This window comes from Acidimangrovimonas sediminis, assembly GCF_002871005.1.
GTDB classification, from domain to species: domain Bacteria; phylum Pseudomonadota; class Alphaproteobacteria; order Rhodobacterales; family Rhodobacteraceae; genus Acidimangrovimonas; species Acidimangrovimonas sediminis.
In genome coordinates this window covers 72,032-94,547 of record NZ_PHSN01000006.1, presented here as the reverse complement: position 1 = coordinate 94,547, position 22,516 = coordinate 72,032, and the positions used below count along the sequence as shown (strand labels likewise).

At 62.8% G+C, this 22,516-nt stretch carries 25 protein-coding genes and 1 tRNA gene; 18 read left to right on the top strand and 8 right to left on the bottom strand.

Going from position 1 to position 22,516, the window contains the following annotated elements:
- Window positions 1-3: 3 nt before the first annotated feature.
- From CVV76_RS06860 to CVV76_RS06835, 6 genes are all read left to right on the top strand, one after another.
- A complete protein-coding gene (locus tag CVV76_RS06860; protein ID WP_102223894.1) occupies window positions 4-711 on the top strand; it encodes a uroporphyrinogen-III synthase in 708 nt (235 codons plus the stop codon).
- A 75-nt stretch (window positions 712-786) separates the two neighbouring features.
- Complete coding sequence (locus tag CVV76_RS06855) at window positions 787-2,145, top strand: mitofilin family membrane protein (RefSeq protein WP_233192755.1); 1,359 nt, start codon at window positions 787-789, stop codon at window positions 2,143-2,145.
- A gap of 10 nt (window positions 2,146-2,155) precedes the next feature.
- Window positions 2,156-3,664, top strand: a complete 1,509-nt coding sequence (locus CVV76_RS06850; RefSeq protein ID WP_102223892.1) for a heme biosynthesis protein HemY — start codon at window positions 2,156-2,158, stop codon at window positions 3,662-3,664.
- A gap of 278 nt (window positions 3,665-3,942) precedes the next feature.
- The gene (locus CVV76_RS06845; protein WP_102223891.1) at window positions 3,943-5,196 is read left to right on the top strand and encodes a site-specific integrase; all 1,254 of its coding nucleotides are present in this window, start codon (window positions 3,943-3,945) and stop codon (window positions 5,194-5,196) included.
- A gap of 194 nt (window positions 5,197-5,390) precedes the next feature.
- Window positions 5,391-5,627, top strand: a complete 237-nt coding sequence (locus tag CVV76_RS06840; protein WP_102223890.1) for a helix-turn-helix transcriptional regulator — start codon at window positions 5,391-5,393, stop codon at window positions 5,625-5,627.
- Window positions 5,624-6,922 (top strand): hypothetical protein, encoded by a 1,299-nt coding sequence (locus tag CVV76_RS06835; RefSeq protein ID WP_102223889.1) that lies wholly within the window; start codon window positions 5,624-5,626, stop codon window positions 6,920-6,922. The genes CVV76_RS06840 and CVV76_RS06835 overlap by 4 nt, the downstream gene beginning before the upstream one ends.
- On the opposite strand, the gene CVV76_RS24935 is transcribed toward CVV76_RS06835, so the two are convergent.
- Entirely contained in the window at window positions 6,919-7,071 is a 153-nt protein-coding gene (locus CVV76_RS24935) for a hypothetical protein (RefSeq protein WP_158243111.1), read from the bottom strand. The genes CVV76_RS06835 and CVV76_RS24935 overlap by 4 nt on opposite strands.
- Before the next feature lie 815 nt (window positions 7,072-7,886).
- On the opposite strand from CVV76_RS24935, the gene CVV76_RS24625 reads away from it, so the two are divergent.
- From CVV76_RS24625 to CVV76_RS06805, 7 genes are all read left to right on the top strand, one after another.
- On the top strand, window positions 7,887-8,156 hold the full coding sequence (locus CVV76_RS24625; RefSeq protein ID WP_146010259.1) for a hypothetical protein: 270 nt from the start codon (window positions 7,887-7,889) through the stop codon (window positions 8,154-8,156).
- 2 nt (window positions 8,157-8,158) lie between these two features.
- Window positions 8,159-9,526 carry a DUF4055 domain-containing protein gene (locus CVV76_RS06830; protein ID WP_102223888.1) on the top strand — a complete coding sequence of 456 codons (1,368 nt, stop codon included), beginning with the start codon at window positions 8,159-8,161 and terminating at the stop codon, window positions 9,524-9,526.
- 1 nt (window position 9,527) lies between these two features.
- Window positions 9,528-10,175, top strand: a complete 648-nt coding sequence (locus CVV76_RS06825) for a LexA family protein (RefSeq protein WP_102223887.1) — start codon at window positions 9,528-9,530, stop codon at window positions 10,173-10,175.
- Between the two features lie 104 nt (window positions 10,176-10,279).
- Window positions 10,280-10,645 carry a hypothetical protein gene (locus tag CVV76_RS06820; protein ID WP_102223886.1) on the top strand — a complete coding sequence of 122 codons (366 nt, stop codon included), beginning with the start codon at window positions 10,280-10,282 and terminating at the stop codon, window positions 10,643-10,645.
- Window positions 10,642-11,214 carry a hypothetical protein gene (locus CVV76_RS06815; protein WP_146010258.1) on the top strand — a complete coding sequence of 191 codons (573 nt, stop codon included), beginning with the start codon at window positions 10,642-10,644 and terminating at the stop codon, window positions 11,212-11,214. Before CVV76_RS06820 ends, CVV76_RS06815 begins: the two co-directional genes overlap by 4 nt.
- A complete protein-coding gene (locus tag CVV76_RS06810; protein ID WP_102223884.1) occupies window positions 11,211-11,996 on the top strand; it encodes a terminase large subunit domain-containing protein in 786 nt (261 codons plus the stop codon). The genes CVV76_RS06815 and CVV76_RS06810 overlap by 4 nt, the downstream gene beginning before the upstream one ends.
- Window positions 11,986-12,705: a hypothetical protein gene (locus tag CVV76_RS06805; protein WP_146010257.1), complete on the top strand. Its 720-nt coding sequence runs from the start codon at window positions 11,986-11,988 to the stop codon at window positions 12,703-12,705. Before CVV76_RS06810 ends, CVV76_RS06805 begins: the two co-directional genes overlap by 11 nt.
- A gap of 74 nt (window positions 12,706-12,779) precedes the next feature.
- Here the strand turns inward: CVV76_RS06805 and CVV76_RS06800 are convergent, their stop codons facing one another.
- From CVV76_RS06800 to CVV76_RS06790, 3 genes are all read right to left on the bottom strand, one after another.
- On the bottom strand, window positions 12,780-13,592 hold the full coding sequence (locus CVV76_RS06800; RefSeq protein WP_102223882.1) for a GIY-YIG nuclease family protein: 813 nt from the start codon (window positions 13,590-13,592) through the stop codon (window positions 12,780-12,782).
- 137 nt (window positions 13,593-13,729) lie between these two features.
- Entirely contained in the window at window positions 13,730-14,008 is a 279-nt protein-coding gene (locus tag CVV76_RS06795; protein ID WP_146010256.1) for a hypothetical protein, read from the bottom strand.
- Window positions 14,009-14,079: 71 nt separating this feature from the next.
- Window positions 14,080-15,087 (bottom strand): hypothetical protein, encoded by a 1,008-nt coding sequence (locus CVV76_RS06790; protein ID WP_102223880.1) that lies wholly within the window; start codon window positions 15,085-15,087, stop codon window positions 14,080-14,082.
- Window positions 15,088-15,411: 324 nt separating this feature from the next.
- On the opposite strand from CVV76_RS06790, the gene CVV76_RS06785 reads away from it, so the two are divergent.
- The 5 genes from CVV76_RS06785 to CVV76_RS06765 all read left to right on the top strand — a co-directional run bounded on the left by CVV76_RS06785 (window position 15,412) and on the right by CVV76_RS06765 (window position 18,263).
- The gene (locus CVV76_RS06785; RefSeq protein WP_102223879.1) at window positions 15,412-15,834 is read left to right on the top strand and encodes an HNH endonuclease signature motif containing protein; all 423 of its coding nucleotides are present in this window, start codon (window positions 15,412-15,414) and stop codon (window positions 15,832-15,834) included.
- Between the two features lie 47 nt (window positions 15,835-15,881).
- A tRNA-Thr gene (locus tag CVV76_RS06780) sits at window positions 15,882-15,957 on the top strand.
- A gap of 120 nt (window positions 15,958-16,077) precedes the next feature.
- The gene (socA, locus tag CVV76_RS06775) at window positions 16,078-16,602 is read left to right on the top strand and encodes a type VI toxin-antitoxin system SocA family antitoxin (RefSeq protein WP_233192754.1); all 525 of its coding nucleotides are present in this window, start codon (window positions 16,078-16,080) and stop codon (window positions 16,600-16,602) included.
- Entirely contained in the window at window positions 16,595-17,296 is a 702-nt protein-coding gene (socB, locus tag CVV76_RS06770; RefSeq protein ID WP_233192753.1) for a type VI toxin-antitoxin system SocB family DNA replication inhibitor toxin, read from the top strand. The genes socA and socB overlap by 8 nt, the downstream gene beginning before the upstream one ends.
- A gap of 499 nt (window positions 17,297-17,795) precedes the next feature.
- Complete coding sequence (locus tag CVV76_RS06765; protein ID WP_199178520.1) at window positions 17,796-18,263, top strand: c-type cytochrome; 468 nt, start codon at window positions 17,796-17,798, stop codon at window positions 18,261-18,263.
- A 409-nt stretch (window positions 18,264-18,672) separates the two neighbouring features.
- Here the strand turns inward: CVV76_RS06765 and CVV76_RS06760 are convergent, their stop codons facing one another.
- From CVV76_RS06760 to CVV76_RS06745, 4 genes are all read right to left on the bottom strand, one after another.
- A complete protein-coding gene (locus tag CVV76_RS06760; RefSeq protein WP_102223876.1) occupies window positions 18,673-19,539 on the bottom strand; it encodes an amidohydrolase family protein in 867 nt (288 codons plus the stop codon).
- Between the two features lie 33 nt (window positions 19,540-19,572).
- On the bottom strand, window positions 19,573-20,706 hold the full coding sequence (locus CVV76_RS06755) for a mandelate racemase/muconate lactonizing enzyme family protein (RefSeq protein WP_102223875.1): 1,134 nt from the start codon (window positions 20,704-20,706) through the stop codon (window positions 19,573-19,575).
- Window positions 20,703-21,608 (bottom strand): 5-dehydro-4-deoxyglucarate dehydratase, encoded by a 906-nt coding sequence (kdgD, locus tag CVV76_RS06750; RefSeq protein WP_102223874.1) that lies wholly within the window; start codon window positions 21,606-21,608, stop codon window positions 20,703-20,705. Before kdgD ends, CVV76_RS06755 begins: the two co-directional genes overlap by 4 nt.
- A 102-nt stretch (window positions 21,609-21,710) precedes the next feature.
- Window positions 21,711-22,478, bottom strand: a complete 768-nt coding sequence (locus CVV76_RS06745; RefSeq protein WP_102223873.1) for a FadR/GntR family transcriptional regulator — start codon at window positions 22,476-22,478, stop codon at window positions 21,711-21,713.
- Between the last annotated feature and the right edge of the window lie 38 nt (window positions 22,479-22,516).

The window sequence follows — 22,516 nt, the reverse complement described above, 5'->3', positions numbered from 1 at the left end:
ACAATGGCCCCCACCATTCTCCTGACCCGTCCCGCCGCGCAATCGGCCCGCTTCGCGAAGGCGTTGCACGATCGGTTTGGCCCCGTGCCCGTGGTCATGGCCCGGCTGACCGAGACACGTTTCCTTGACACTCCGCTGCCGGATCGGCCCCAGGGCGTGATCTTCACTTCGGAAACCGGTGTCCGCGCCCTGCACCGTCTTGCGCCGGATCTTGGCGGTGCGGCGTGGTGCGTGGGCGACCGTACCGCCGAGATCGCGACCGAAGCGGGGTTTGCCGCCGTCAGCGCCCATGGCGACGCCGCGGCGTTGATCGCGATGATCCGCGCTTCGGGCGTCCGGGGGCCGCTCCTGCATGCGCGGGGCCGACACAGCCGCGGGGAGGTGGCAGAAACCCTGACCTCTGCCGGGATCGAGACACATTCGGTCATCCTCTACGATCAGGCGGAGTGCCCGCTTGGGGAGGAGGGACAGGCAGTTCTGGGCGGAAAGGCGCCGGTGCTCCTGCCGATATTCTCGCCCCGGACGGCGCGCCTTCTGGTGGCGCAGGCGGCGGGGGCGCAGGCGCCGCTTCATGTCGTTGCGCTCAGCCAGGCTGTGGCCGAGGGGGTAAGCGGACTGCCGGCCGAGACGCTGACCATTGCCTCCCGCCCCGACGCGCAAGCGATGATCGACGCCCTGGCGCAGCGGTTGGCCGCAGTTCGCCCGGCTTGAGGGTCGCGCTGCCGCAGTCTACAGTCGGGCGAGGCGGGGCGGCCGACAAGGCCCTGCAAGTCAGGAGGGATGCAGATGGCGGGCCGTAAGACGCCGAAAGATAACGCAACGTCCGCCGAGGCGCCTGAGACGACTCCTGACACCGCAGAGACCGCGAAGACCCCCGCGACCGAACCTGAAAAGACCCTTTCCGAAGGTGCGACGCCGCCCCCCGAACCGGAGGAGGACGCGGCGTCCGAGCCGATGGAAGAGCCCGCTATCGAGTCCCGCGAGCCGACCGGGGCCACCGATCCGACGGAGCTGCCGGACGAGGGGACCGGGCCTGCCGTCTCCGACGACGTCCCGCCCGAAGATCTGCCGCCCGAAGATCCGCCAGTCGAAGAGCGTCCCGCGCCCGAGGCGCCGGCGCCCGTGGTGGTGAAGCGCGGGCCCGGCTTCGTACCGCTGTTCTTTGGCGGGGTGGTCGCCGCCGCTCTGGGCTTTGGTGCCGGGCAATACGTCAACAAGGGCTGGCCCTTCGCCGCACGCAACGATGCGACTGCGCAACTCAAGTCCACGCTGGACCGCCAGCAGAAGGACATCGCTGCGCTGCAACAGAAGCTTGACCAGACCGCGAAGGCCGCGGCGGACGCCTCGGCCCGTGCCGGGAAGCTGGACAGCGATCTTGGCAAGCGGCTCGACGACCAGAAGAAGACCTTTGCCGCGGGGATCCAGACGAACACCCTTGCGATTTCCGAGCTGAAGAGTGGCCTGTCCGGCATCAAGACCCAGGCCAGCAGCGCGCAGGGCACCCTGCCCAAGGCGACGCAGGACGAGATCGGGCAGCTTGAACAGCGCGTGAACAAGCTGGAGACCGACGTTCAGAACCGGCTCGACGCCGCGCGCAAGTCGGCGGACGAGGAAAAGGCCAGGGCCGAGGCCGAGGCCAAGCTGGCCCGTGAACGGGCCGCCGTCACCCAGATCGAGGCGGCGCTGAATGCAGGTGGCGGCTATGCCGATGCCGTGTCGGTGCTGAGCGCCGGGGGGGTCGACGTGCCCGAGGCCCTTTCGGGTACGGCGCAGAACGGGGTACCGACGATGGCGGCGCTGCGGCAGGCCTTCGATCCGGCCGCGCGCGACGCGCTGACGGCCTCCGTCCGCGGCAAGGTGAATGGCGGGGTCTGGGATCGGGTGACCGCCTTCCTGCAGGTTCAGACCGGGGCCAGGTCATTGACGCCACGGCAAGGCGACAGCCCCGACGCCGTGCTCTCGCGCGCCCGTGCAGACGTTGAAAAGGGCGATCTTTCCGCAGCGATAGAGACGATCAAATCGCTGCCCGAACCGGGGCAGCAGGCGATGTCGGACTGGGTCAAGCGGGTCCAGACCCGCCTCAAGGCTCAGGCCGCGGCCAGGAAGATCGGCGCCGCGCTCGCCAACCAGCCGAACGGCAAGTGAGGGGACAGTCATGCTCTGGTCGCTAATCAAGGTTCTGCTCTTCGTCGCCGTGATCGCCGCGCTCACCATGGGTGCCGGCATGCTGATGGACATGGGCGGCGGCCTTCGGCTCGCCATCGGCGGCTGGGAGTTCTCGCTCGGTCCGCTGCAGGCGGTGATCGCCGTGATCCTGCTGATGGCGGTGCTCTGGCTGGTGATCAAACTGGTCGGCCTTCTGGTCGCCGTGCTGCGCTTTCTCAACGGTGATGAAACCGCGGTCAGCCGCTATTTCGACCGCAACCGCGAGCGGAAGGGATATGACGCGCTGTCCGACGGCTACATGGCGCTTGCCTCCGGCGAGGGGCGACTGGCCATGATCAAGGCGCAGCGGGCGGAAAAGCTTCTGGGCCGGCCGGAGCTGACCAACCTGATCACCGCGCAGGCGGCCGAGATGGTGGGCGATACCAAGAAGGCCGAAGCCGTCTACAAGGACCTGCTGACCGACGACCGCAGCCGCTTCGTCGGTATCCGCGGGATCATGAAGCAGAAGCTGGCCGAGGGCGATACCGAGACTGCCAAGGCGCTGGCGGAAAAGGCCTTTGCGCTGAAACCGCGCCACGCCGAGACGCAGGATATCCTGCTGGAGCTGCAGGCGCGGCAGGGCGACTGGACCGGCGCGCGCGCCACCCTCAGCGCCAAGGCCCGCTCGGGCTACCTGCCGCGCGACGTGCACCGTAGGCGCGACGCCGTCCTGGCCCTGCAGGAGGCGAAGGATATCCTCGACAGCGGCAAGTCGATCGAGGCGCGCGAGGCGGCGATCGCGGCCAACCGCAAGTCGCCCGACCTGATCCCCGCCGCCGCGATGGCCGCACGCGGCTACATCGCGGACGGCAAGCCGAAATACGCGACCCGCGTGCTGCGCAAGACCTGGGAGGTCAGCCCGCACCCCGACCTTGCCGCCGCCTTCGCCGAGATCGCGCCGGACGAGACCCCGGCCGAGCGGCTCAAGCGGTTCCGCACGCTGACCTCGGTACACCCCGACGACCCCGAAACCCGGATGCTGCTGGCGGAGCTTGAGATCGCGGCCGAAGATTTCCCTGCGGCACGCCGGGCGTTGGGTGACCTTGTCGAGACCAGGCCCACGGCCCGCGCCCTGACCATCATGGCGGCGATCGAGCGTGGCGAAGGTTCCGACGACGCGGTGGTCCGCGGTTGGCTGACCCGGGCGCTGACTGCGCCGCGCGGCCCGCACTGGGTCTGCGATACCTGCCAGGCGGTACATACGTCATGGGGGCCGGTCTGCGAGAATTGCGGCGGTTTCGACACGCTTTCGTGGCGTGAGCCGCCGGTCTCCAGCGGTCCGAGCGCGACGCAGACCGAGATGCTGCCGCTGATCGTCGGCGCCCCCGGCAGCCGCGCGCCGGAGGCTGCGGAAACGCCAGAGCCGCCGCCGGAGGCAGAGGTCGAAGATGCCGAGGTGATCGCCGAACCGACATCCGGGGAGGCTGCCGAAGATCCCCCCCGGCGGGCGGCAAATTAGGGCTACACACCCCGCAAAGATGGTGCTATCAGGCGCGCCACCGGGGTTGATCAATCGCGTCTGCGACGCGCGTGTCCTTCCCGGATCGAGAAGGATGCCGGTGTAGCTCAGCTGGTAGAGCACGTCATTCGTAATGCGAAAACCTCGGCAACACTCGGTGGCGTTTCGCCGTAAAACCTCAACAAAATAAGGTACTTGACCAATTCTCGGTTGGGTTTGATTCCGGTTAGAACGTATCGTGAACCTTGCAACAGCACGCCCATTGCAAGGAAACGGTCATGCCACAGATCAAGTTCACCGACACAGCAATCGCCAAGCTTAAGACAGACAAGACCACCTGGTTCACGGACCCCAGTGTGAAGGGCCTCCGGCTCTGCGTCACCGGGCCGGGGGTGAAGACTTGGTATGCCGTGAAGTGGGACTCGCAAGCGAACAAGACCCGCCAGATCAAGCTCGCGCAGTGGGCCGACAGAGGTACGCATACGCGCTGGGCGAAGGGTCAGGTTGGCAAGGTCATCCTGGATATTGTGGAGGGCAAGGCCAAGACACGGGCCGAGCGAGTCATCGACAAACCCAACTCGTTGCCGACCTTCCAGGACGCCTTGGAACTCATGATCGAGCGGAAATCGGGCGCTCGGGCTTCTGGCAAACGCTCGATGGCCGATTCGACCATTCGCGACTATCGCGGCTCGTTTAAGAAACACCTCGGTAGCTGGGCGCATATCACGGTTGACGAGTTGCCAGTGTATGAAATTGCCTCCTACCTGAACGATCTTCAGGCGGAGAAGCCGGAGGCTGCGGCGCGCGCAGCGGCCGTCGCAGGCTCAGTTATTCGCTTCATCGGGCGCGTGGCGTCTCGCGACCTCCCGGTGCCACAACTGGTCGATCCGACGAAGCACAAGAGCAGGGTTGAGACCTCGCGGTTGGACATGTCTGTGCCACTGGCCGACCGGTGGGCAGATATTCAGCGGGTGGAGAATGCCCACAAGCGACTTGCCTTAATGCTGACCGTCTATACGGGCATCCGTGGCCGCCCCCTTCGTGAACTCACCTGGGACCGGGTGCGAGAGGTTGTGCTTGCAGACGGCAGGACCGTGACCGCGCTGCTGTTGGACAAGCCGATCAAACGGCGCCCAGAGGACCGCGAGATCGTCCTGGCCGACGATGCCGCACGTATCATCGGGAAGCTCCGCGAGATTCGCGCAGATGACTGCCAATGGGTATTTCCCTCCCGGCGTAAAATGGATGGCACGCGCGGCTGCCTCGATGCCATCGACAAGTTCGGTACCACGAATGCAGGTGATCTTCGGCACTACTGGATGACCATTGCCCGTGGGGTGGCGAAATTGCACGTCCAGAAATGGCTCGGCCTGCACACGATGAAAAGTGCAGAATTTGGCATGATCGGCCACTACGGGGTCGCAACGCCGGACGAGCAGTACGCCGGAGCAAATGCCATCGCCTCCGCAATCAACGCTCAGATCAAGCGCGGCCCCGCCAACGTGGTCAACCTCAAGCAGGCTAGCGCCTAAGGCGAAGAATCAGGCGTTACCTTCTAATGTTGTTGAAATTCGCCAAGGCTCCGCCTAGCTTGATCATAGCAACGGATTAGCAACGGACGCGGTGCGGCAAGGCCGACCTATCCCCTGAGGGGGAAGCGAGGCCCGCGACAGCAACGCAGAGACAATCGCCCCTCGGGGCTAGAACCTGCAACCGGAGCTTTTCCATGACAATCGAAATGATTGGTCAGCAGCTTGCTGACCTGCACCGTGACCTTGTCAGGTCACATCCCCCTGAGGTGATGACGCCGCCCGAGGCGGCGGAATACATCGGGGTAACGACTGAAACCCTCTTCCGCTGGCGTAAGGATGGCTGTGGCCCGAAGTTCAGCCAGCCCAATCCGCGCATTGTCCGCTATCTGCGCGACGACCTGGTCACTTTCCTCAAGGAGTACCGGGCATGAGCGGGCGCAATAAGGAAAAAGACCTGGCTGTGCTCGATGAGTCGGTCGCGAAGGACCTCGTGAAGTTCAGTCGTGGTTCGAAGCAGCGAGTTGTCGACTTCTGTAATCAGGATCTCGCTAACGATGATAGCGAGGTGCTCGACGAGCAGAAGAACTACTCGTCGTGGAATCGCGCGCTCAATTGCCAGGAAGTGTGGGAAGGGCTTATCGAGTCGCTCGATGACCTCTGGTCTAGCCAAATCGCCCGGCCATTCGATTATATCGAGGAACCCGGTGACGACCTGCGCGGCTATATGAAGAACTTCGCGTCAGCTGACTGGTGGTTCGACACGCTGAAACCCGATATGTCGCCCTCGACGTTCAGGGCGTGGTTCTCGGGCCGCTCGGCTTCGGACAAGAAGATTGCGGCACTCCGCGAGCGCTTCGACGACTGGTGGACCCGCATGGCGGCGGCGCTTGACGGCGCGCGCGATTATACAAAATGGGCTCAGGCCTTCCGGAAGGACGGCCCGAGCGGTGTATTCGAAATCTGGGAGAAGGACGCGAAGGAGCCGCGCCGCTGGAACCAAAGGGGCCTCGACCAGATACTCTACCGACTCGTCGTCGAAGACCGGGTGGTCACGAAGGCGGAGGCACGTTCGCTCGTCGAAGAGAAATTCAAGCGCTACTACTGCGGGCGTCTGACTATGATCGACCCCTCTGACCCCAAAGATCCGTTCGCGTGGCTCGACTGGGCTGGGGATTACGCCCGCGAGACGTGTCTGTGGGAGATCGAGGAACGCCTTGATGAGATCTTCGACAACGACTTCCCGCTGGCAACGCCCTCTCTGCCGCCGAATGGTAAATGGGAGCGAGTGCTGTCGAGTGAGGGGCAGTGGGGCGGCTTCGCCGAGGAAGAGGGCACGTCCGTTCAGAATAGCGAACTCTGGGGTCTCTGGTACCGTCAGGAGACCGTGCAGGTATGGAACCGCGATAGCGTTGGCTATGAGTCCAACGAGTCGAGGATTCTGCAGGTGTCCGAGGATGGCAAGCACTGGCGGGAACCTGACGAGCGCGAAGCCCAGGGATGGCTGTCGGGCACGACGGCGTTCCTGGAGGCACTGGTGCAGGGTAAAGATACCAGCTCGCCGTATTACCAGGAACGCGAGCTGCACCGGTGGGCGAAGCGCATGGCGCATGACCCCAGCAATCTCAAGTACCTCCTCAAGCGGCTGAAAGATGCGCCGGATGAAATCGATGAGAGGGCCAAGAAGCGGCTGGAGAGGGAAGTCGAACTGGTGAAGCAGTATCTCTAGGCTGCCTGAGCGCAGGTAGGGAGGTCGAGCGCCGCGATGACTTCGCGGCGCTCGTCTGCCGTCGTTACGGGCGCGAGCCACTGCTTGATGACGTAGATCGGTTCGCCATGGGCTTTGAGCAGTTGAGCGTGGGCCAGAATGTTGGGCATTGGTCAGACTCCGTTATCAGTTGGTAGCCTAATTATATCGCCTGGGGCATGTGGACCTAACCGAGATCAAAGGTGGCAATGCCAGCATCTGAGGTCCAGGGGTGCCGGTCGGCGTAGCTCGTTGCCAGTAAAGTTGCTCGTCCTGCTGCGTCGCTACTATGCGCACGCGCGCACGTGCATAATAAAATGATGATGACAGTTCTGATGTGCTGGCATGGCCGATTGATAACATCATTTTATTATGCACGTGCGTGTGCGCGCGACATACGCAAACGGCTCGCCACAGAGCGCACAGAAATCCGCCCCATCTTGGATTTCTGTTCAGATACGCATAGATAATGCGTAGGTCTATACAAACAACCTATTGATATTTAACATAAATCCTGGATATCTGCCTTGCAACGCGTCGGACGTTGCAAGACTGACCTCAGTTCTGCACCTCGCGACCCCTCCAACACCGCAGTCATCGGTCTTCCTGCTCAACATCCGCGCTGTCGCAGGCCACTTAGCACTGCAACCGCGCCAACGCGCCTCAGAGCGCGGCGCTAAGGCGGTGTCTTAGCTTTGGAGGTATGCTGACGCCCAAACGTGCGCTTGCCGCCTTAGCGCCGCGCTGCTGCGACGTTCTGAAACGACGGCAATTGCTTGGTCGTTCCCACCGACCGCTTCTCCACCTCGTTTTCCCTGGCGACACCTTCTAATCTGCTTTCGTTCCTGATGTGTTCTTCCGAAAATCAAGCTGCACGCGGGCTTACCGGTCGGCTGCCGCGCGCATGACGACCAAGCAGCCGCCCAACTGCCACAGGAGAATCACAGTGAAAGTTTACATCGAAGGCCAAGGTGAACGTGACTGCACGATCACGACTACCACCAACTCGTCGCGCAGCTTCCTGCCTGTCCCGCTGCCGAAGGAGTGTATGCTGGAAGTGATCCGTGCCACGCTCATGAACCCCGACGCGCAGCAGACCGTCTACCTGGGCGCCTCGGTCAGGCACGTGCCCGATGGCATCACCGTCGAATACAAGAACGGCAAGATGCACATTCCTTACCCGCTCGTCTTCCCCCTGATCATGCAGGACGCTTGACCATGGCCGAGCGGATCCATCATCGCACCTACGACGTGCGTGCGGCCCAGGTCGAGAAAGTCCTGGACGCCCTTGACGGGGAAGAGCAGGTCAAGCGCCAGGGGCAGGTTTACTTGCCCCAACCCTCCGGCATGTCCGTGGCGGACTATTCGGCCTATCTCGCTCGCGCACACTACTTCCCTGTGGCTGAGCGCACGCTCCGCGGCCTGACAGGTCTAGCCCTCGCCCATGACCCCCAGATCAAGCTGCCAACGGCACTCGTGCCCATGATCGAGAACGCGACCTTCCGTGGTGACTCCCTGGATGTGCTGGTCGAGAAGATCCTGCACGACACTCTTTCGGTGGGCCAAATCGCGCTGTTGCTCGACTACCCGACGAGCGGCGCGGCCGCGTTCTCGGCTCCCTACATCTCTGTCTTCACGGCCTCGACAATCCTGGACTACCGCGAGGCCGTCGTGGAGGGCCGCTCGCGCCTTGTCATGGTTCGACTCGCGGAAGACGACGACTTCGACGACGAGGTGGAGCGACACCTTCTGCTGACCCTGACCGATGGCATCTATACGGTTCAGCGCTTCGAGGTGGACGGCGAAAACCTGGTGCCAATCACAGAGCCGCTGGTGCCTACGATCAACGGCAAGCCGCTGACGGAGATTCCCATCGTCTTCGTCTCGCCCTATGAACTGCGCGCGGCACCGCCGAAGCCCCCGATGCTCGACCTGGTCAATGTCGCTCTGTCCCACTATCGCAACGCGGCTGACCTCGAACACGCTCTGTTCCTCACCTCGCAGCCGACCCCGTATGTCTGCGGCAATATCCAAGAAGACCAGCGCCCGCAGTCCTTGGGTTCTGGTGCGTTCTGGGTCTTGCCCGAAGGCGCTCAAGCCGGGATGCTTGAAATGCAAGGCAACGGCATTCAGCACCTGCGTGAGGTGATGGCCGAAAAGAAGAACGAGATGGCCGCGCTCGGCGCCCGCATGATCCACGAAGGCCAGAACCGCAACGAGTCATCGGACACGGCCAAGATGCGCGGTCGGGCGGAAATGTCGCTCCTCGCAGGCGCCGTCCGCATGACCGAGGCCGCGATGCGGCGCCTTCTGCGGCTTGCAGCCACCTGGACGGCATCGTCGCCGGATGAGGTGGTCTTCGAAATGTCCCGCGACTTCGTATCGGTCGAGATGGCGAGTGACGCGATCCGCGAACTCGTCAAAGCCTGGCAGTCCGGCGCTATTTCGCACCAAACGCTCATCGAGAATCTGCAACGCGGCGAAATCGTCCCGGCGGATCGGTCGCCAGATCACGAAATGATGCTGATCGAGGAGGAGGGCGGCAACCTCGGCACTCCGAGCGTTGTCACCTTCCCAGGGGCCTGAGATGCAGCCGGAATACCGGCTGCTTATGTCAGTCCTCTCGCTCGCCGTCGAAGACCTCACGTCGAGCGATGAGAGGATCCGCTGGGAAGCCCACGAATTCTTCTTGCAGCAGAAAGGTTCGTGGGCAGATCACCGCCGGTTCCTCCTGGATGCCCTCGGAATTGACGAGCAAGCGATGCTCGCGGCAATCGCGGACAAGTTGGCGCCTCTGCCGCCAGAAAAACCCGAACAGCCGTTCATAACGGGGTCGAAGGTCGACCAGGCCATTCCCTACACGCCATTTACCGCCCGGCAGATCGCGGACAGAATCGGTTGCCGCAGCACGGCAACTGTCGCGACCCATCTTCACAGGCTGAAAGCCAAGGGCATTGTTCGGCGGCTTGATCGCGTCACCTGGATTCGGGCCGATAGCGATCATGACCTCACGCCTCTGCCCGACCGAATCCTGGACACACTGCGCGACGGGCAAAAGACGATCCGGCAGATCATGTGGGCGCTCAACGGCGAAGTTGATACCTCGACAATTCGCACGAACCTCGACCGGCTGATCCGTGAGCGCAAGGTCGAGCGCGATGTGGTCGAATACCGACTAACACCTTGTTTCGCTGAGAAAGACCTTCTTTCCCTGGTTGTGGAAGTCGCCGGTTAGGACCGAACGTTAACGCGTGGGCTAGGCCTCGACTTTCTTGTGGCGATGGGAAGGCGGGCAGCGTGCAGCCCGCCTTTTCATTTTCGATCCACAAGGAGACTGACATGACGGACGAAACCCAGCCCGAGACGCCGGACGAGAATCAAGCGCAGGCGGCTGCCTTGATCGAGGCACTTGTACCCAAAATCGCCGAGGCGATTCTGCCGAAGATCTCCGAGAGCGTCGAGGTCCAAATCGGCGGCGTGCTGAGGAAGAACGACGAACTGCTGGACAAACTCGCGAAGCAGAAGATCGCGGACGACGAGGTCCGCAAGGAGCGCGCGGCCCGCAGCAGCGGATTCGACGCAGATGCTGCTGTGAAGCCTCTGCGTCTTTCCCGAGCGGACGCCCTCGACGTGAAGAAGTATCGCGCTGCAAAGGCCGAGGCTGAACGGCTCGGCGTCAGCCTGGAAATCGTGTCGGGCGAATGAGTCGGACGCGGCCATCAAAGATTGCTCAACTGCCTGAGCGCAAGCGCGACGAAATCGTCCGCGATATTGTGCTCGGGCGGAAATCTATGTGGCAGGTAAGCAAAGAGCTTGGCATCGCGGACACCTCGGTCTCTCGGTATATGGCGACCGTGACAGAGGAGGAGCGGCTTGAAATAGTCGCGAAGGCCGCCCACGACGCCAAGGTCCAAAACGCGCTGCGCAACGCCGAGATCGTCAATGAGCTCGGTGATGACACTGAGAAAGACCTGAAATGGGTTCTCCATGAATTGAAGACCCTGCTTGCTGATGCGCGCGGCGACGAAGACCGGATGATCCAGCTCGGCACGCTGAAAGAGCTCCGGCAGGCACTCATGGCTCTCGCGGACCTTCAGGGAAAGCTGAACCGCAAGATCGACATCCGCTTGAACCTGAACGAGTCGCCGCAGTTCGTGGAACTTCGCCGCATCATTCTGACCGTCCTGGATCGCCATCCCGACGCGAAGGCTGACTTCCTGACCGAGATGCAGCGCCTTCAGGTCGTCACGCCGCCGAAGGCGATCTGTGAATGATCCACGACCCACACCTCCGAGAATACCTGGCCGGACTTGCCCTGTCCCTCGATCCAGTCGAGCGGTTCCGCATGACCATTGGAGAGCCGGACCCTTGGCAGACGGAGGTGCTTCGAACGGACCCTACCGCGAGCGAGACCGACCGCATGACACTCGTGCTGACGGGCAGACAGGGCGGCAAGAGCACGACGTGCGGCTGCCTGGCATATGATGACTTCGCGCGCGGAAAGACCGTCGTGCTGACCGCGCCATCACTCCGGCAGTCAACGACCTTGTTCCGCCGCATTCTCGCGTTCAAGCAGGCTGACCCTTTCTGTCCGCCCATCGTGCGGCAGACACAGACAGAACTTGAGGCCCACCCGCGCCATGGCGGCCGTATCGTCGTTCTTCCCGCGACCGATCAGGCACGCGGCGAGACGGCAGACACCATACTGGCGGACGAGGCCTGCTTCATCCAGCCTGACGAGGCCCTGACCGCCTTCTTCCCCATGCGAAAACCCGATGGCCGTGTCTTCCTGATCTCGACGCCGAACGGCACCAGGTCCGGTTACTTCTACGAGACCTGGGAGTCGGATGCCGACGTGCGCCGCATCAAGGCACGCTCGATGGACACAGCAAGACCTGATCGCCTACGTCAGGTCGAGTTTGACCGGCGAACCATGTCTGACGCGACGTTCCGCCGTGAACACCTCGTCGAGTGGGTGGGTGCAGGCGAAAGCCTGCTTTCCTGGAACACACTGCAACGTGCCATGCACAATGAGGAGAAAGCACTTGTCTTCTGATCTGGTCGAGCGTGGCGACGGCACCTTGGCATTGCACACATCTGCTGATCCTGCAGGCGCTGGGCATCAACGCCTCGGCTTTCGCCGATATGCTGTCGGCCTCGACGTGGGTGGGCGTGGGGAAGACCCATCTGCCCTCTGCATCGTTAAGGCAGAGTCTCGGCCTTTCATGACGGGACGTGGCTGGCAACAGGCTCTCACCCCGCCGGAGTACACCGTGGTCTACACCGAAGCGGCCAGGCTCGACGAGGCGACGGACGTTGTTGACTGGGTCGTCGCGCGTCTGCTCAAGCTGAAGAACTGGCACCTGACCTTTGACATGTCGGGCATGGGCGCGCCGCTCCTGTCCATGTTCCAGGCCGCAAAGGTCTCACCGCTCTTGGGTGTTACGATCACGGCGGGTTCGGCATATGACCGGCGTGGGAATACGGCGCGCGTGAGCAAAGCTCTGCTGTTCGAGAATGCGGCGTCCTGCCTTGAGACGGGCACTCTCCGCATCGCCCATGACCTGCCTGAGCGAGACGCGTTGCTCGCCGAGATGCAGTCCGTGGAATACGCGGAAACCTCGTCAGGCAATCTGACACTAAAAGCCGGTGGCCGCGGCCACCATGCCGACCGCTTCTCGGCGCTCTGCCTCGCACTGATCGCCGAAACCCACCTCGCCCCGCAGAAGATGGTCGTCAGCAAGATCGCGGGCTACTACGGCTGACCAACGGTCTCGGTCCGCAAGTTCAGTTCTGTTACCATCAAGAGGCTCCCAGGGTAGCGCAACGGGACACGCGTTTATGCGGCCTGTGCGCCGATTTCTCGCGCCCAGTCAGGCAGGTTGTTGTGGCCTGGATTCTCTTCCGCCCATTGGATGATGGCGAAGACCTCCTCGACCGCGTCACACTCTGGGTCACCGTGGTGCGGCAGATAACGCCATGCCTTGAACCGTGGGGAAGTCAGATTGTTGCAGCGCCATTGGATCGTTGCGCGCCCTATCTTCAGCGCCTCATGCGCCAGGCGGACATTTCCGAAAATCTGACCTTCAATGATGAGTGAAGGCACGCGCGTCACCTTGGTCGCTCTCAGCTTCTTCGAGATTTGCGCATTCCGCTCTGGCCTCTTCGCTGCCTCGCGCACCTTGTTGAGCCAAGGTCTATTATGGCCTAACTCGCTTGCCAACGCGCGCATCTTTTGAAGTCGGCGTGCCCGGTGCAATGGATTCTGCCATAGCTGGCGCGCAGCATCACTTTTCGCGCGGCGGCAGGCCTCTGCGTTAACACTGGCTCGATGGCGCTCAGCTACCAACAGAGACATTTTTCCGCCGCCACCGCCCTCGGTCATGTTGTAACCCTGAGGTGAAAGGGTGCCGTTGTTTTTGATCTCCTGAACCTCAAGAGCGTCGAGCACAGTTTTGTCGTCTATGCCGTCGTGAAGCACCTCAAGCGTGAATGCAGCGGCCCCATATTTTCTGATGGCGCGGTGCAGCGCGAATGGGCTGCCAAATCGTGCGTCAGTCATATGCCCGTTCCACCGCTCTTCGAGCGTCTTGCTTGTCTGCCCGACATACTGCTTTCCGCTCGGGCTGGTGAGAAGGTAGATGCACCCCATCCTGGCACTCCGGTCTAACGCCTGGTCGACGATGGACGCCAGCTTGGTGACATGCCAACCAGAATTTCAGGATAGGACTAGAGCCGCGCAGAGCTTGGCGAGCAGGCGGCGTCTGCCCGCTCGCCCTACGTCCACGCCTACTCGGCGGCTACCGCCCGTCTGAGGCGCGCTGTGCGCGGCACGCGCCGCATCTGAACCGATAAGACCCAGACGTCTTGCCCCACGCGCTCAGTCAACTGGCCTATGGTCGGTGGCTCGTCGAAGATCAGTTCGCGCGTCTCGCGCCCGTCGTCCGTCACGACGACACAGCAGCGCGAGATCGTCAGCAGCGCGCGTCGGCGCCCCTGCCGAACCTTCCCAGCCATGCGGCGCATAGCATCTGCGTTTAAACGGTCAGTCAGCTTCTCGGAAATCATGATTGCCCCCTGCGGCATTGTTGCGGAGGCAATTTTCATAAGTGCCGGTCAGGTGGGCGGGTCAACCAGTTCTAATCGAGCAGCCGGAAGTTCCCGTTTGACTGCCAAGAAACGAGGTCCGTGTCTTTCGGCGGCTTCAAGTCGTAATAGCTGTATTCCGAGGCCTGATCGAACCATTTGTACTGGGAGCGAGTAAAGCGCAACATCATGAGTTGATCATACATTTGCTCTTCGATCTTCTGGATATTGGCGTGCAGCGCGAAAGTCCCTGACACGAACTCGACTGTCCGGTATCCCGCGCCGATTGTCCTTGCGCTGCCATCCGCGATCCACAGCTTCTTGCGCATGATCGGCCCGTAGGCGTCACGGAGTGCTGGGAACATTTCAGCCTGCTTGCGGATCAGCAATGCCTTGAAGCGCTCGCGCTTCTGCTGCCCATCCGGCCCCAAGTCCAAATCGGCACCGTTTTCGTAGAGCAGGTTCCATGCGCCGATGAGGATAAGGGCCTCGTTGATCTTGTCTATGGAGCTCGTGTAGTTCGATGCGCGGACGCTCGGGAGCGAGGTGAGTTCCCGGTCAAGTTGCTCGACATATTGGTCAACCTTCGCCTTCGCAGCTTTCGCGACCTTCGCGTCGGCCGCCGCCTTCTGCGCCTCCTGCTTTGCTTTCAAAGCAGCCGTGCGAGCAGCCTCGTCCTGAGCGATCCGGGCGAGTTCCGCTTTGTGCCGTGCTGGGTCGATCTTTGCGAGTTCCGCGAGATACTTCGTTTGGTCGGTCGCCTTCAACTCGGCAAGATAGGCAGCCGGATCGGTCTTCTTGAGAGAGGCCAGTTTTCCGGCCTCTTGGTCGTTCGCGGTCGCAGCCAATAGCGCAGGGAGGCCAACCAGAAGCATCACCGCGATACTGAATCCACGATGCCCCAGCCCAAACTTCGGGAGCGGTTTGAACAACGCGATAAATGGGACGACAAGCAGCGTCGCGGCGAATGCAATACCGACCTGGGGGGAGATCGCTAGGGCAAGTCCTGCTAAGAACATCAGCCCAATGACTATTGCCGTCCCTTTGAGAAATGCCTTCATCGGTGCTCCTATGCCAATCGTGACGCGTATCAGTTCAGACGGCGACCGAGGCCGTCGAAACAACTATTGCGATAGTCACCCAATCGGGCAACACTAAGGCGTCGGTTTGGAAATTGTCTCCGAGTTGAGGAAGGTTCCTCCATTAGGCAGAAGGCCAAAGACGACGCGCTAAGTCGGCGTGAGGGTCAACGGGGTCTCTCGGGATGCCTCGGCAGGTCACGGGCGAACTCGGTCCCGCCGAAGCCCGTCAAAGACCATCTTCTCGACACAATGCGGCCTGTCTCAACGGCGACCATCGCAGTGGGCAGTCAGGGAGGCCAATAAGTGCCGTATCTCATCAATCGTCGCAGGGAAGACGGAAAGCTCGAGACCTGGATCTCGACCGAAGATCTGGACCGGCACGGGCGCTACCGCTTCTTTCATCGCTCGGAAATCCTCGTGCGCAAGGCAGAAGGTCGCGCTGGCCCTGCCGCACCTCCCTGGTTGACCGATAAGGACCGGCAGACGATCTTGAACATTTTCCGCGAGGCAGAGATGCGGTCCAACTTCACGGGCGAGGAGTTCGAGGTGGACCACATCGTCCCGCTGAAGGGCTATGACCCCCACAATCCTGATGGCCAAGCTGTTGTCTGTGGCCTTCATGTCCCTTGGAACCTTCAGACATTGACGAAGCCTGCGAACCAGAAGAAGGGCAAATGGTTTGTCACCGGCTGGTACTCCGGCGATGAAGATGAAGTCCCGTTCTGACATGGCTTGCGCGAGACCGCTGGGTCGTTTAAACGCACCATCGGTACGCCGCAGTAGCTCAGCTGGTAGAGCACGACATTCGTAATGTTGGGGTCGGGGGTTCGAGTCCCTTCTGCGGCACCATCAGCCTTCATCATTGCCAAATCACCCCGCGGTGAGGCATGATAGTGAACAAAAGTAGAACACGAAGTCGGCAGGCACAAGGCGATGGGAGCGTATGATCCAAGGGCAGTCGCTAACCTCATGCTCGATGAGGCTGCCAACCCGCGCTATGGTGCGGAGATCAGAATCACGAATCTCGCGCTGCAGAAGTTGCTCTACTTCGCGCATGGCATCCACCTGAAAAGGGGCAACGGACCGCTCGTTTCGGGGTACTTCGAGGCGTGGCAGTACGGTCCTGTTCACCCCGCGGTCTACCGCGCCTTCAAAGCGTCCGGCTCGAACGTGATCACCATGCGGGCGGCTGGCCGCGACCCCCTGACGGGCCAGGCGCGCGAACTTGTGACGCCGACCGACCCTGAAGTGCGCGAACTGATAGCCGAGGTCGTCTGGCGCTACGGCAAGATGTCACCTGGCCGTCTCGTAGATCTTTCGCACGCGAAAGGTTCACCGTGGGATGTGGTGGTGGACAAATCAAGAACAAGCGTTGCTTTTGGGATGCGAATACCGGATAATGTGATTATCGACCGATTCCAGCACCACAAGGTGTCGGTCGGCGCTAATCCTCGTGCCGGAGAACCGCCCAGTGACGATACGCCCTTTGCCTGACATTGACCTCGCGCGCATCGCACCGCAACGCGATGATATGAAGCGCAAGAGCTTGGAGCAGATGAAGGGCGGTTTTTCGACCTTCTCCTACAAGCCGGTGCGCACCTGTTTCTCCGACATATTCAACATCCAGCCTGAGTTGGACCTGGGTGTAGCCGCGCCAACCCCCTGGGCCGTTATTGAGACCGAACTGCGGAGGCGTAGTAGGTCTGAAGAGGAGTTCACCTATAATCGGCGCGTTGCCCTGGGGCTGCACGACTTCGCGACGTCCGGTCGGGTCTTTGGGCGGCGCCATGAGTTTTTCCCGCTTTCAATGGGGATGGGGCGGAAGGTCACTCTCTGGCTGCCTATGATCCTCGCCATTGACGAGCAAGCTAGTGCGCTGTTTATCGAGCCCCGCAGCACAAGAGGCTTGGGCGCCGAGGGCCGCCGGTTTGCGTTCTCAATGATGCACGAGCGAATCCGAGCCGTTGACGAAGACTTCGCCAATGTGCGGCTGACCATCTTGCAGTTTGCCGATGCTGCCAATGACCGGCGTGCTGTCAGGCTACACAATGACGAGGGAGTTGAGCTTTACTCACGCGAGGAGTTGGAGCAGATGGTGGCATCGACCTATGAGATGTGGCGCGAGGTTCTGGAAGAACGCGAGCGCAAGGCGCGCGGTCAGGCGACTGGGACCGGCCCGTTGATCTGACTCATCCTTGCAACATCCTTGCAACGGCGGACAAGCAAACGAGAAAACGCTTAGTTTTCAATGCAGATAGGCTCTAGCCCTCCGCATTCGTAATGATGGGGTCGGGGGTTCGAGTCCCTTCACCGGCACCACTAAACCGCGGGATTGCCTGACAATATCTGATTGTTGGCAATCTCGCGGGTTTAGGGCATCCAGCCGGATATTCACCTTCATGCACGCATCAGGCACTGGCGGCGCGTAGCCCGCACGTCCTGGTCGATCTCCTCAGGTTAGCTTCAAGTCGTCCCACAGCCCCGTCTCTTGGCCAGAGATCGCGTTCGCCAGGTGGCGTTCAGCCGATGGCCTGTTTGCGCCTGATGTCCAGGACCTCCCGGCCAGGGCATCCGCGACGCTGCCGCCTGCTCTGATCTTCGGCGCGGCAAGGCGTGAATTGACGTAGCGCAAGGCGCAGTTCGAAAGGTGTCTTAAAGTTACACCTCTTTGAGGGAGGAGTATCCCAATGCTCAGATCAACCGATCGCCGGCGTGCGGCCCTTGTGCTTCTTGGCCTGGTGGCCATGGGCACGACGTTCGACGGCTCAGTGGCGTCCGCCCAGATGGGCCACATGGACCAGCCCGGCTACCATGGTCAAATGATGGGCGGCGGCACGATGATGATGGGCCGTGACCGCACGTCGCCCGGAGGATCCGCATCCGGCAAGCAACTCTATATCGGCGATTGTTCGAGTTGCCATCGCGCGAGCGGCGCGGGCGGGCTTAAGATCGGTGAAGCCACGTCGGCCGATCTCAGAGCGCCGGCGCTGGAGGTGATGTATCGTCATGACGACCGGCTTCTTCTTCGCGCGATCCTGAGCGGAGTCGATGAGGATGGCGAAGCGCTTGATCAGGCAATGCCCAGATGGCAGGGCACGCTGTCGAAACAACAGGCCAATGCGATCGTGAGCTACCTGAAGCAGCTTCACAAATAGTTGGGGCCACGCCAAACGGGTTCACCGGGGGCTTCGCCGAGCGGTCAGCCGCTGGCTTATGCCATACGGCTGTGGCGCAGGCGGGCTGCGACCAGCACGTTGAGTTGTGGGTAGGCGCACCGCCCCTGCGCCGGGCCGGAGGCCCGTTTCCGCCCGGCGGAGAAGCTGTTGACGCCTATCTATGATTGCCTCGGAGGTGATCGGGTCGCGAGATAATATGCGGGCGGGCCACCTCGGCTGCCCGCGTTCAACTGGAACTTCGTCCTTCGCAACAAGCGGGCGCCGCCGCCGAACAGGAAAACGCCTGCCGAAGCGGGCTGGATTCGTCACTGTTTGAGCTGAAACAGCCCCTTTCCAAGGCGATGTCGCCGGGCGGCCATGGGCGTGGAAGCAGTGTTGGCGAGGAAGGTCAGCGCGGGGGAAGACGTCCGCCGAACAGTGCCTCGGCGTTGTCGACAAGTGCGCGTTGGCGCCCTTCCTCGGGCAGCCAGCCGAGGGTGGCATCGAGAAGTTGTGCGTCGTCGGGATAATCGGCCGCGGTCTTGGCCAGATTGTGCGGCCAGTTCGTGCCCCAGACGATGCGATCTGGCGCATGGGCAGCGATCACACGGGTCATCGCGGCCACGTCGGCATAATCCGGGCCGCCTGAGAGGCTCGACTCGTAACATCCCGCGATCTTGTACCAGACGTTGCCGCGGTCGATCAGGCGTTTCACCGCCGCCATCTCCGGCCCGTCGGGGGTGGCGCCGCGGAAGAACTTTCCATGGTGATCCAGCACCCAGCGGCTGCCGATCGCCCCGAGCCGCGCCTCGTGGTCGAGGATGTCCGAACCGTCGAACTGCACGGCCATCATCCACCCCATGTCGCGTGTCCGCGCATCGACCGCTTTCAGCGCCGGCAAGCCGACCGCACCGCCCGGAAGATCCATGATCCGGGCGCCGATCACCCCGCCGTCGTCCAGCCGGGAAAGCTCGGTCGCGTCCTCGGTCCCGTCGATCACGGCGACGCCGCGGGCATGGTCGCGCGTCTGGTCAAGGCAGGCCAGAAGGTTGGCATTGTCCCCGAGATGCGCATTGCCCTGGGTGATGATAAAGCGTGAAATACCCAGCCAGTCCATGACCTTGCGGTAATCTTCCCAGACCGGCAGCGGCGCGGGCGGCAGGCCGATGCTGCCCGGCGCGGCGGGATAGCCCTCCATGTAAAGATGCATCTGCGTGTCGACGGCCCCCTGCGGCAGGCGGATGGCGGGCGGGGTGCCGGTATAGCTGCGTTCCATGCAGTCCTCCGTATGGCAGGCGTATGGCGGGGGTCAGTCCCTGGGGGCGAACTCGGCCAGCGCGGCGCGGTCGATCTCGATCCCGAGGCCGGGGCCGTCCGGGATCGAGACGACACCGTTCTCATGCTCGATCGGGCGGGTCACGATGGCCTGACGGAAGGGGTTGTGGGTGCGGTCGAACTCAAGGATCGGCGCCACCGGGTTCACCCGTACCGGATCGGGGATCTGCGCCGCCATGAACTGCAGCGAGGCGGCGATCTGCACCGCCGTACCCCAGACATGCGGCACCAGGCGCACGCCCGACAGCACCGCCATGTCCATGATCCGCTTCATCTCGGTAAATCCGCCGGTGCCGCAGAGGTCGGGCTGCACGATGTCGATGCAGCGCGTCTCCAGCGGCTCCTTCATCGCCCAGCGGCCCTGCCACGTCTCACCGCTCGCGACGGGGATCGGCTGGCCCGCACGCACCGCGCGGTAGGAGGACAGCGCTTCGGGGATCACCGGCTCCTCGAACCAGTCGATGCCGTATTCGGCGGCACGATGGCCGAGGCTCAGCGCCTCAGACAGGTTATAGCCGTGGTTCGCGTCGATCATCAGTCGCATGTCGGGGCCGATCGCCTCGCGCACGGCCCGGATGACGCGCAGGTCTTCCTCCACCCCGAAGCCGATCTTGATCTTGCCGGCATGGAAGCCAGCCGCGTGGTGCCCCGCCATCTCGGCCGCGTTGTCCTCGACCCGGTCGACGCCATCGCGCTTGAAGGAGCCTGTGGCATAGGCCCGCACGGATTCGCGCCAGCGCCCGCCCAGAAGGGTGGAGACGGGAACGCCGAAATGCTTTCCCTTGATGTCCCACAGCGCCACGTCGATCCCCGACAGGGCGGTGATCGTCAGGCCGCGCTGCCCCTGGTCGCGCAGCGCGTTGTAAAGCGTGGCCCACAGCTTTTCGGTTTCCAGCGGGTTTTGTCCCACCAGCCACCCGGCATAGGCGGCGACCACCGCCGCGTTGGGCCGGGCCGGGCCGAGGCATTCGCCCCAGCCCGTGGTGCCGTCGTCGCACTCGATCTCGACCAGCAGATGCTGGCGCCGGTCGAACCGCATCGAGGCGCTCTCGAACGGCACCTCGAGCCGGTGCTCCAGAAGATGCGTGCGAACCCGGGCGATCTTCATTTGCCGGCGCGCTCCATCAGGGCCTTCATCATCGCGTCCTCCTCGGCGGTCAGATCCGACAGCGGCGGACGGACCGGACCGACGTCGAAGCCCGCCATGCGCACGCCGGCCTTGATCGCCGAGACGGCATAGCCCTTGCGGCGATTGCGAATCTGCATGAACGGATAGAAGAAATCACGCAAGATCTGCTCGCACCGGGCGCGGTTGCCGGCGCGCAGTTCCTTGTAGAACTCCACCGCCAGCCCCGGGACGAAGTTGAACACTGCGGACGAATAGGTGGTGAAGCCGGCGCCCAGATACGCCTCGGCGAACAGCTCCGCCGTGGGCATGCCGCCGAGATAGGTCAGCCGGTCGCCCAGTGTCGCAGTGACCTGCCGAACCAGGCCGATGTCGCCGGACCCGTCCTTGAAGCCCACCAGGTTCGGGCAGGCCTCGGCCAGCCGCGCGACGGTATCGGCCTGGAAGATGCAATTGTCGCGGTTGTAGATCATCACGCCGATGCCGATCGCGTCGCAGACCTTCTTCACGTGATCGAACAGGCCCTCTTGCGGCGCGTCGATCAGGTAGTGCGGCAGAAGCAGGATCCCGTCGGCGCCGGCTTTTTCGGCGGCCTTCGCGATGGAAACGGCCATCTCGGTGCCGTAACCGCAGCCCGAGATGATCGGCGTATCGCCCGCGGCTTCCTTGGCGGCGGCGACGATGGTTGGGATCTCGTCCGGCGCAAGCGAGAAGAACTCCCCGGTGCCGCCCGCGGCGAAGAGGCCCGCCGCGTCGAACCCAGACAGCCAGGAGACGTGCTTCTGATACGGCTCGGGCGCGAAGGCGCCGTCGGCGCCGAACGGCGTCACCGGAAACGACAGGAGCCCGGAAGCGAGCGTCTTCTTGAGATCTTGGGGGGTCATGACATCCTCTGGTGCTGACATCGCAGGGTACGCGCCGCGGCGTGCGGCTTGCGCCAGACTTATCGCCAGCCGCCATGTCTTGTCAACAACTTGTATGATAACTTAGGGATGAGAGCCGCTCTCGCTGCGCCGGAGGAGGGCACGATAGCGCTGCAGGCTGCCCTTCAGATGGGTCCGCATCGCCTCGCGCGCGCCGTCTTCGTCCCGCGCCGCGATCGCATCGAAGATCGCCCGGTGCTCGGCTGAGATCTGCGCCATATATGCCGGTGGGGCGGCTTCGCCCTCGGTCTGCTGCACCGCGGTTCGCGGGATCATGTTGCGCCCCAGCATCTGAAGAAAGTCGCGAAAACGCCGGTTGTTCGTCGCGTCGGCAATGGCGAGGTGCAGTTCAAGATCCGCCTGAACCGCTGGCCGACCCTCGGCTGTCAGCGCCTCGACCGTCAGAAGGCGCTGCATGATTTCCTCTTCCTGTGCCGCCGAGCGGCGCGCGGCGGCAAGGGCCGCGGCCTCGATCTCCACTGCCGAGCGAAGCTCAAGCATCTCTATCATATGGGAAATCTTCTCGACGTCGAGGTTCTCGAACGGCTGAGACGAGGGCGGCGCGAAGCTGAGCACGAAGACGCCCGCCCCCTGCCGCGCCTCGACTAGGCCGTCGGCACGGAGCGAGGCGATGGCCTCGCGCACCACTGTCCGGCTGACGCCGAAGCGCTCTGTCAGCTGCGCCTCGCTTGCAATCTTGTCGCCAGGCTTCACCTTCCCAGACAGGATCTCGGTGCGCAGCCCCTCGCGCACCGTCTCGACAAGCGTGCGGGTGGCGCGGCGGCGCGTGCGGCTGGTTTCTGGGCTGTCTGTCGGGGGCGCGTCGGTCAAGGAAAGCTCCGTTGTTGCCGCGGCGAGGATGGGTCTCG

Bases quoted from the DNA above. Each gene is read 5' to 3' on its own strand.
- CVV76_RS06860 (WP_102223894.1), top strand. From the start codon at position 4: ATGGCCCCCACCATTCTCCTGACCCGTCCCGCCGCGCAATCGGCCCGC.
- CVV76_RS06855 (WP_233192755.1), top strand. From the start codon at position 787: ATGGCGGGCCGTAAGACGCCGAAAGATAACGCAACGTCCGCCGAGGCG.
- CVV76_RS06850 (WP_102223892.1), top strand. From the start codon at position 2,156: ATGCTCTGGTCGCTAATCAAGGTTCTGCTCTTCGTCGCCGTGATCGCC.
- CVV76_RS06845 (WP_102223891.1), top strand. From the start codon at position 3,943: ATGCCACAGATCAAGTTCACCGACACAGCAATCGCCAAGCTTAAGACA.
- CVV76_RS06840 (WP_102223890.1), top strand. From the start codon at position 5,391: ATGACAATCGAAATGATTGGTCAGCAGCTTGCTGACCTGCACCGTGAC.
- CVV76_RS06835 (WP_102223889.1), top strand. From the start codon at position 5,624: ATGAGCGGGCGCAATAAGGAAAAAGACCTGGCTGTGCTCGATGAGTCG.
- CVV76_RS24935 (WP_158243111.1), bottom strand. From the start codon at position 7,071: ATGCCCAACATTCTGGCCCACGCTCAACTGCTCAAAGCCCATGGCGAA.
- CVV76_RS06830 (WP_102223888.1), top strand. From the start codon at position 8,159: ATGGCCGAGCGGATCCATCATCGCACCTACGACGTGCGTGCGGCCCAG.
- CVV76_RS06825 (WP_102223887.1), top strand. From the start codon at position 9,528: ATGCAGCCGGAATACCGGCTGCTTATGTCAGTCCTCTCGCTCGCCGTC.
- CVV76_RS06820 (WP_102223886.1), top strand. From the start codon at position 10,280: ATGACGGACGAAACCCAGCCCGAGACGCCGGACGAGAATCAAGCGCAG.
- CVV76_RS06815 (WP_146010258.1), top strand. From the start codon at position 10,642: ATGAGTCGGACGCGGCCATCAAAGATTGCTCAACTGCCTGAGCGCAAG.
- CVV76_RS06810 (WP_102223884.1), top strand. From the start codon at position 11,211: ATGATCCACGACCCACACCTCCGAGAATACCTGGCCGGACTTGCCCTG.
- CVV76_RS06800 (WP_102223882.1), bottom strand. From the start codon at position 13,592: ATGGGGTGCATCTACCTTCTCACCAGCCCGAGCGGAAAGCAGTATGTC.
- CVV76_RS06795 (WP_146010256.1), bottom strand. From the start codon at position 14,008: ATGATTTCCGAGAAGCTGACTGACCGTTTAAACGCAGATGCTATGCGC.
- CVV76_RS06790 (WP_102223880.1), bottom strand. From the start codon at position 15,087: ATGAAGGCATTTCTCAAAGGGACGGCAATAGTCATTGGGCTGATGTTC.
- socA (WP_233192754.1), top strand. From the start codon at position 16,078: ATGCTCGATGAGGCTGCCAACCCGCGCTATGGTGCGGAGATCAGAATC.
- CVV76_RS06765 (WP_199178520.1), top strand. From the start codon at position 17,796: ATGCTCAGATCAACCGATCGCCGGCGTGCGGCCCTTGTGCTTCTTGGC.
- CVV76_RS06760 (WP_102223876.1), bottom strand. From the start codon at position 19,539: ATGGAACGCAGCTATACCGGCACCCCGCCCGCCATCCGCCTGCCGCAG.
- CVV76_RS06755 (WP_102223875.1), bottom strand. From the start codon at position 20,706: ATGAAGATCGCCCGGGTTCGCACGCATCTTCTGGAGCACCGGCTCGAG.
- kdgD (WP_102223874.1), bottom strand. From the start codon at position 21,608: ATGACCCCCCAAGATCTCAAGAAGACGCTCGCTTCCGGGCTCCTGTCG.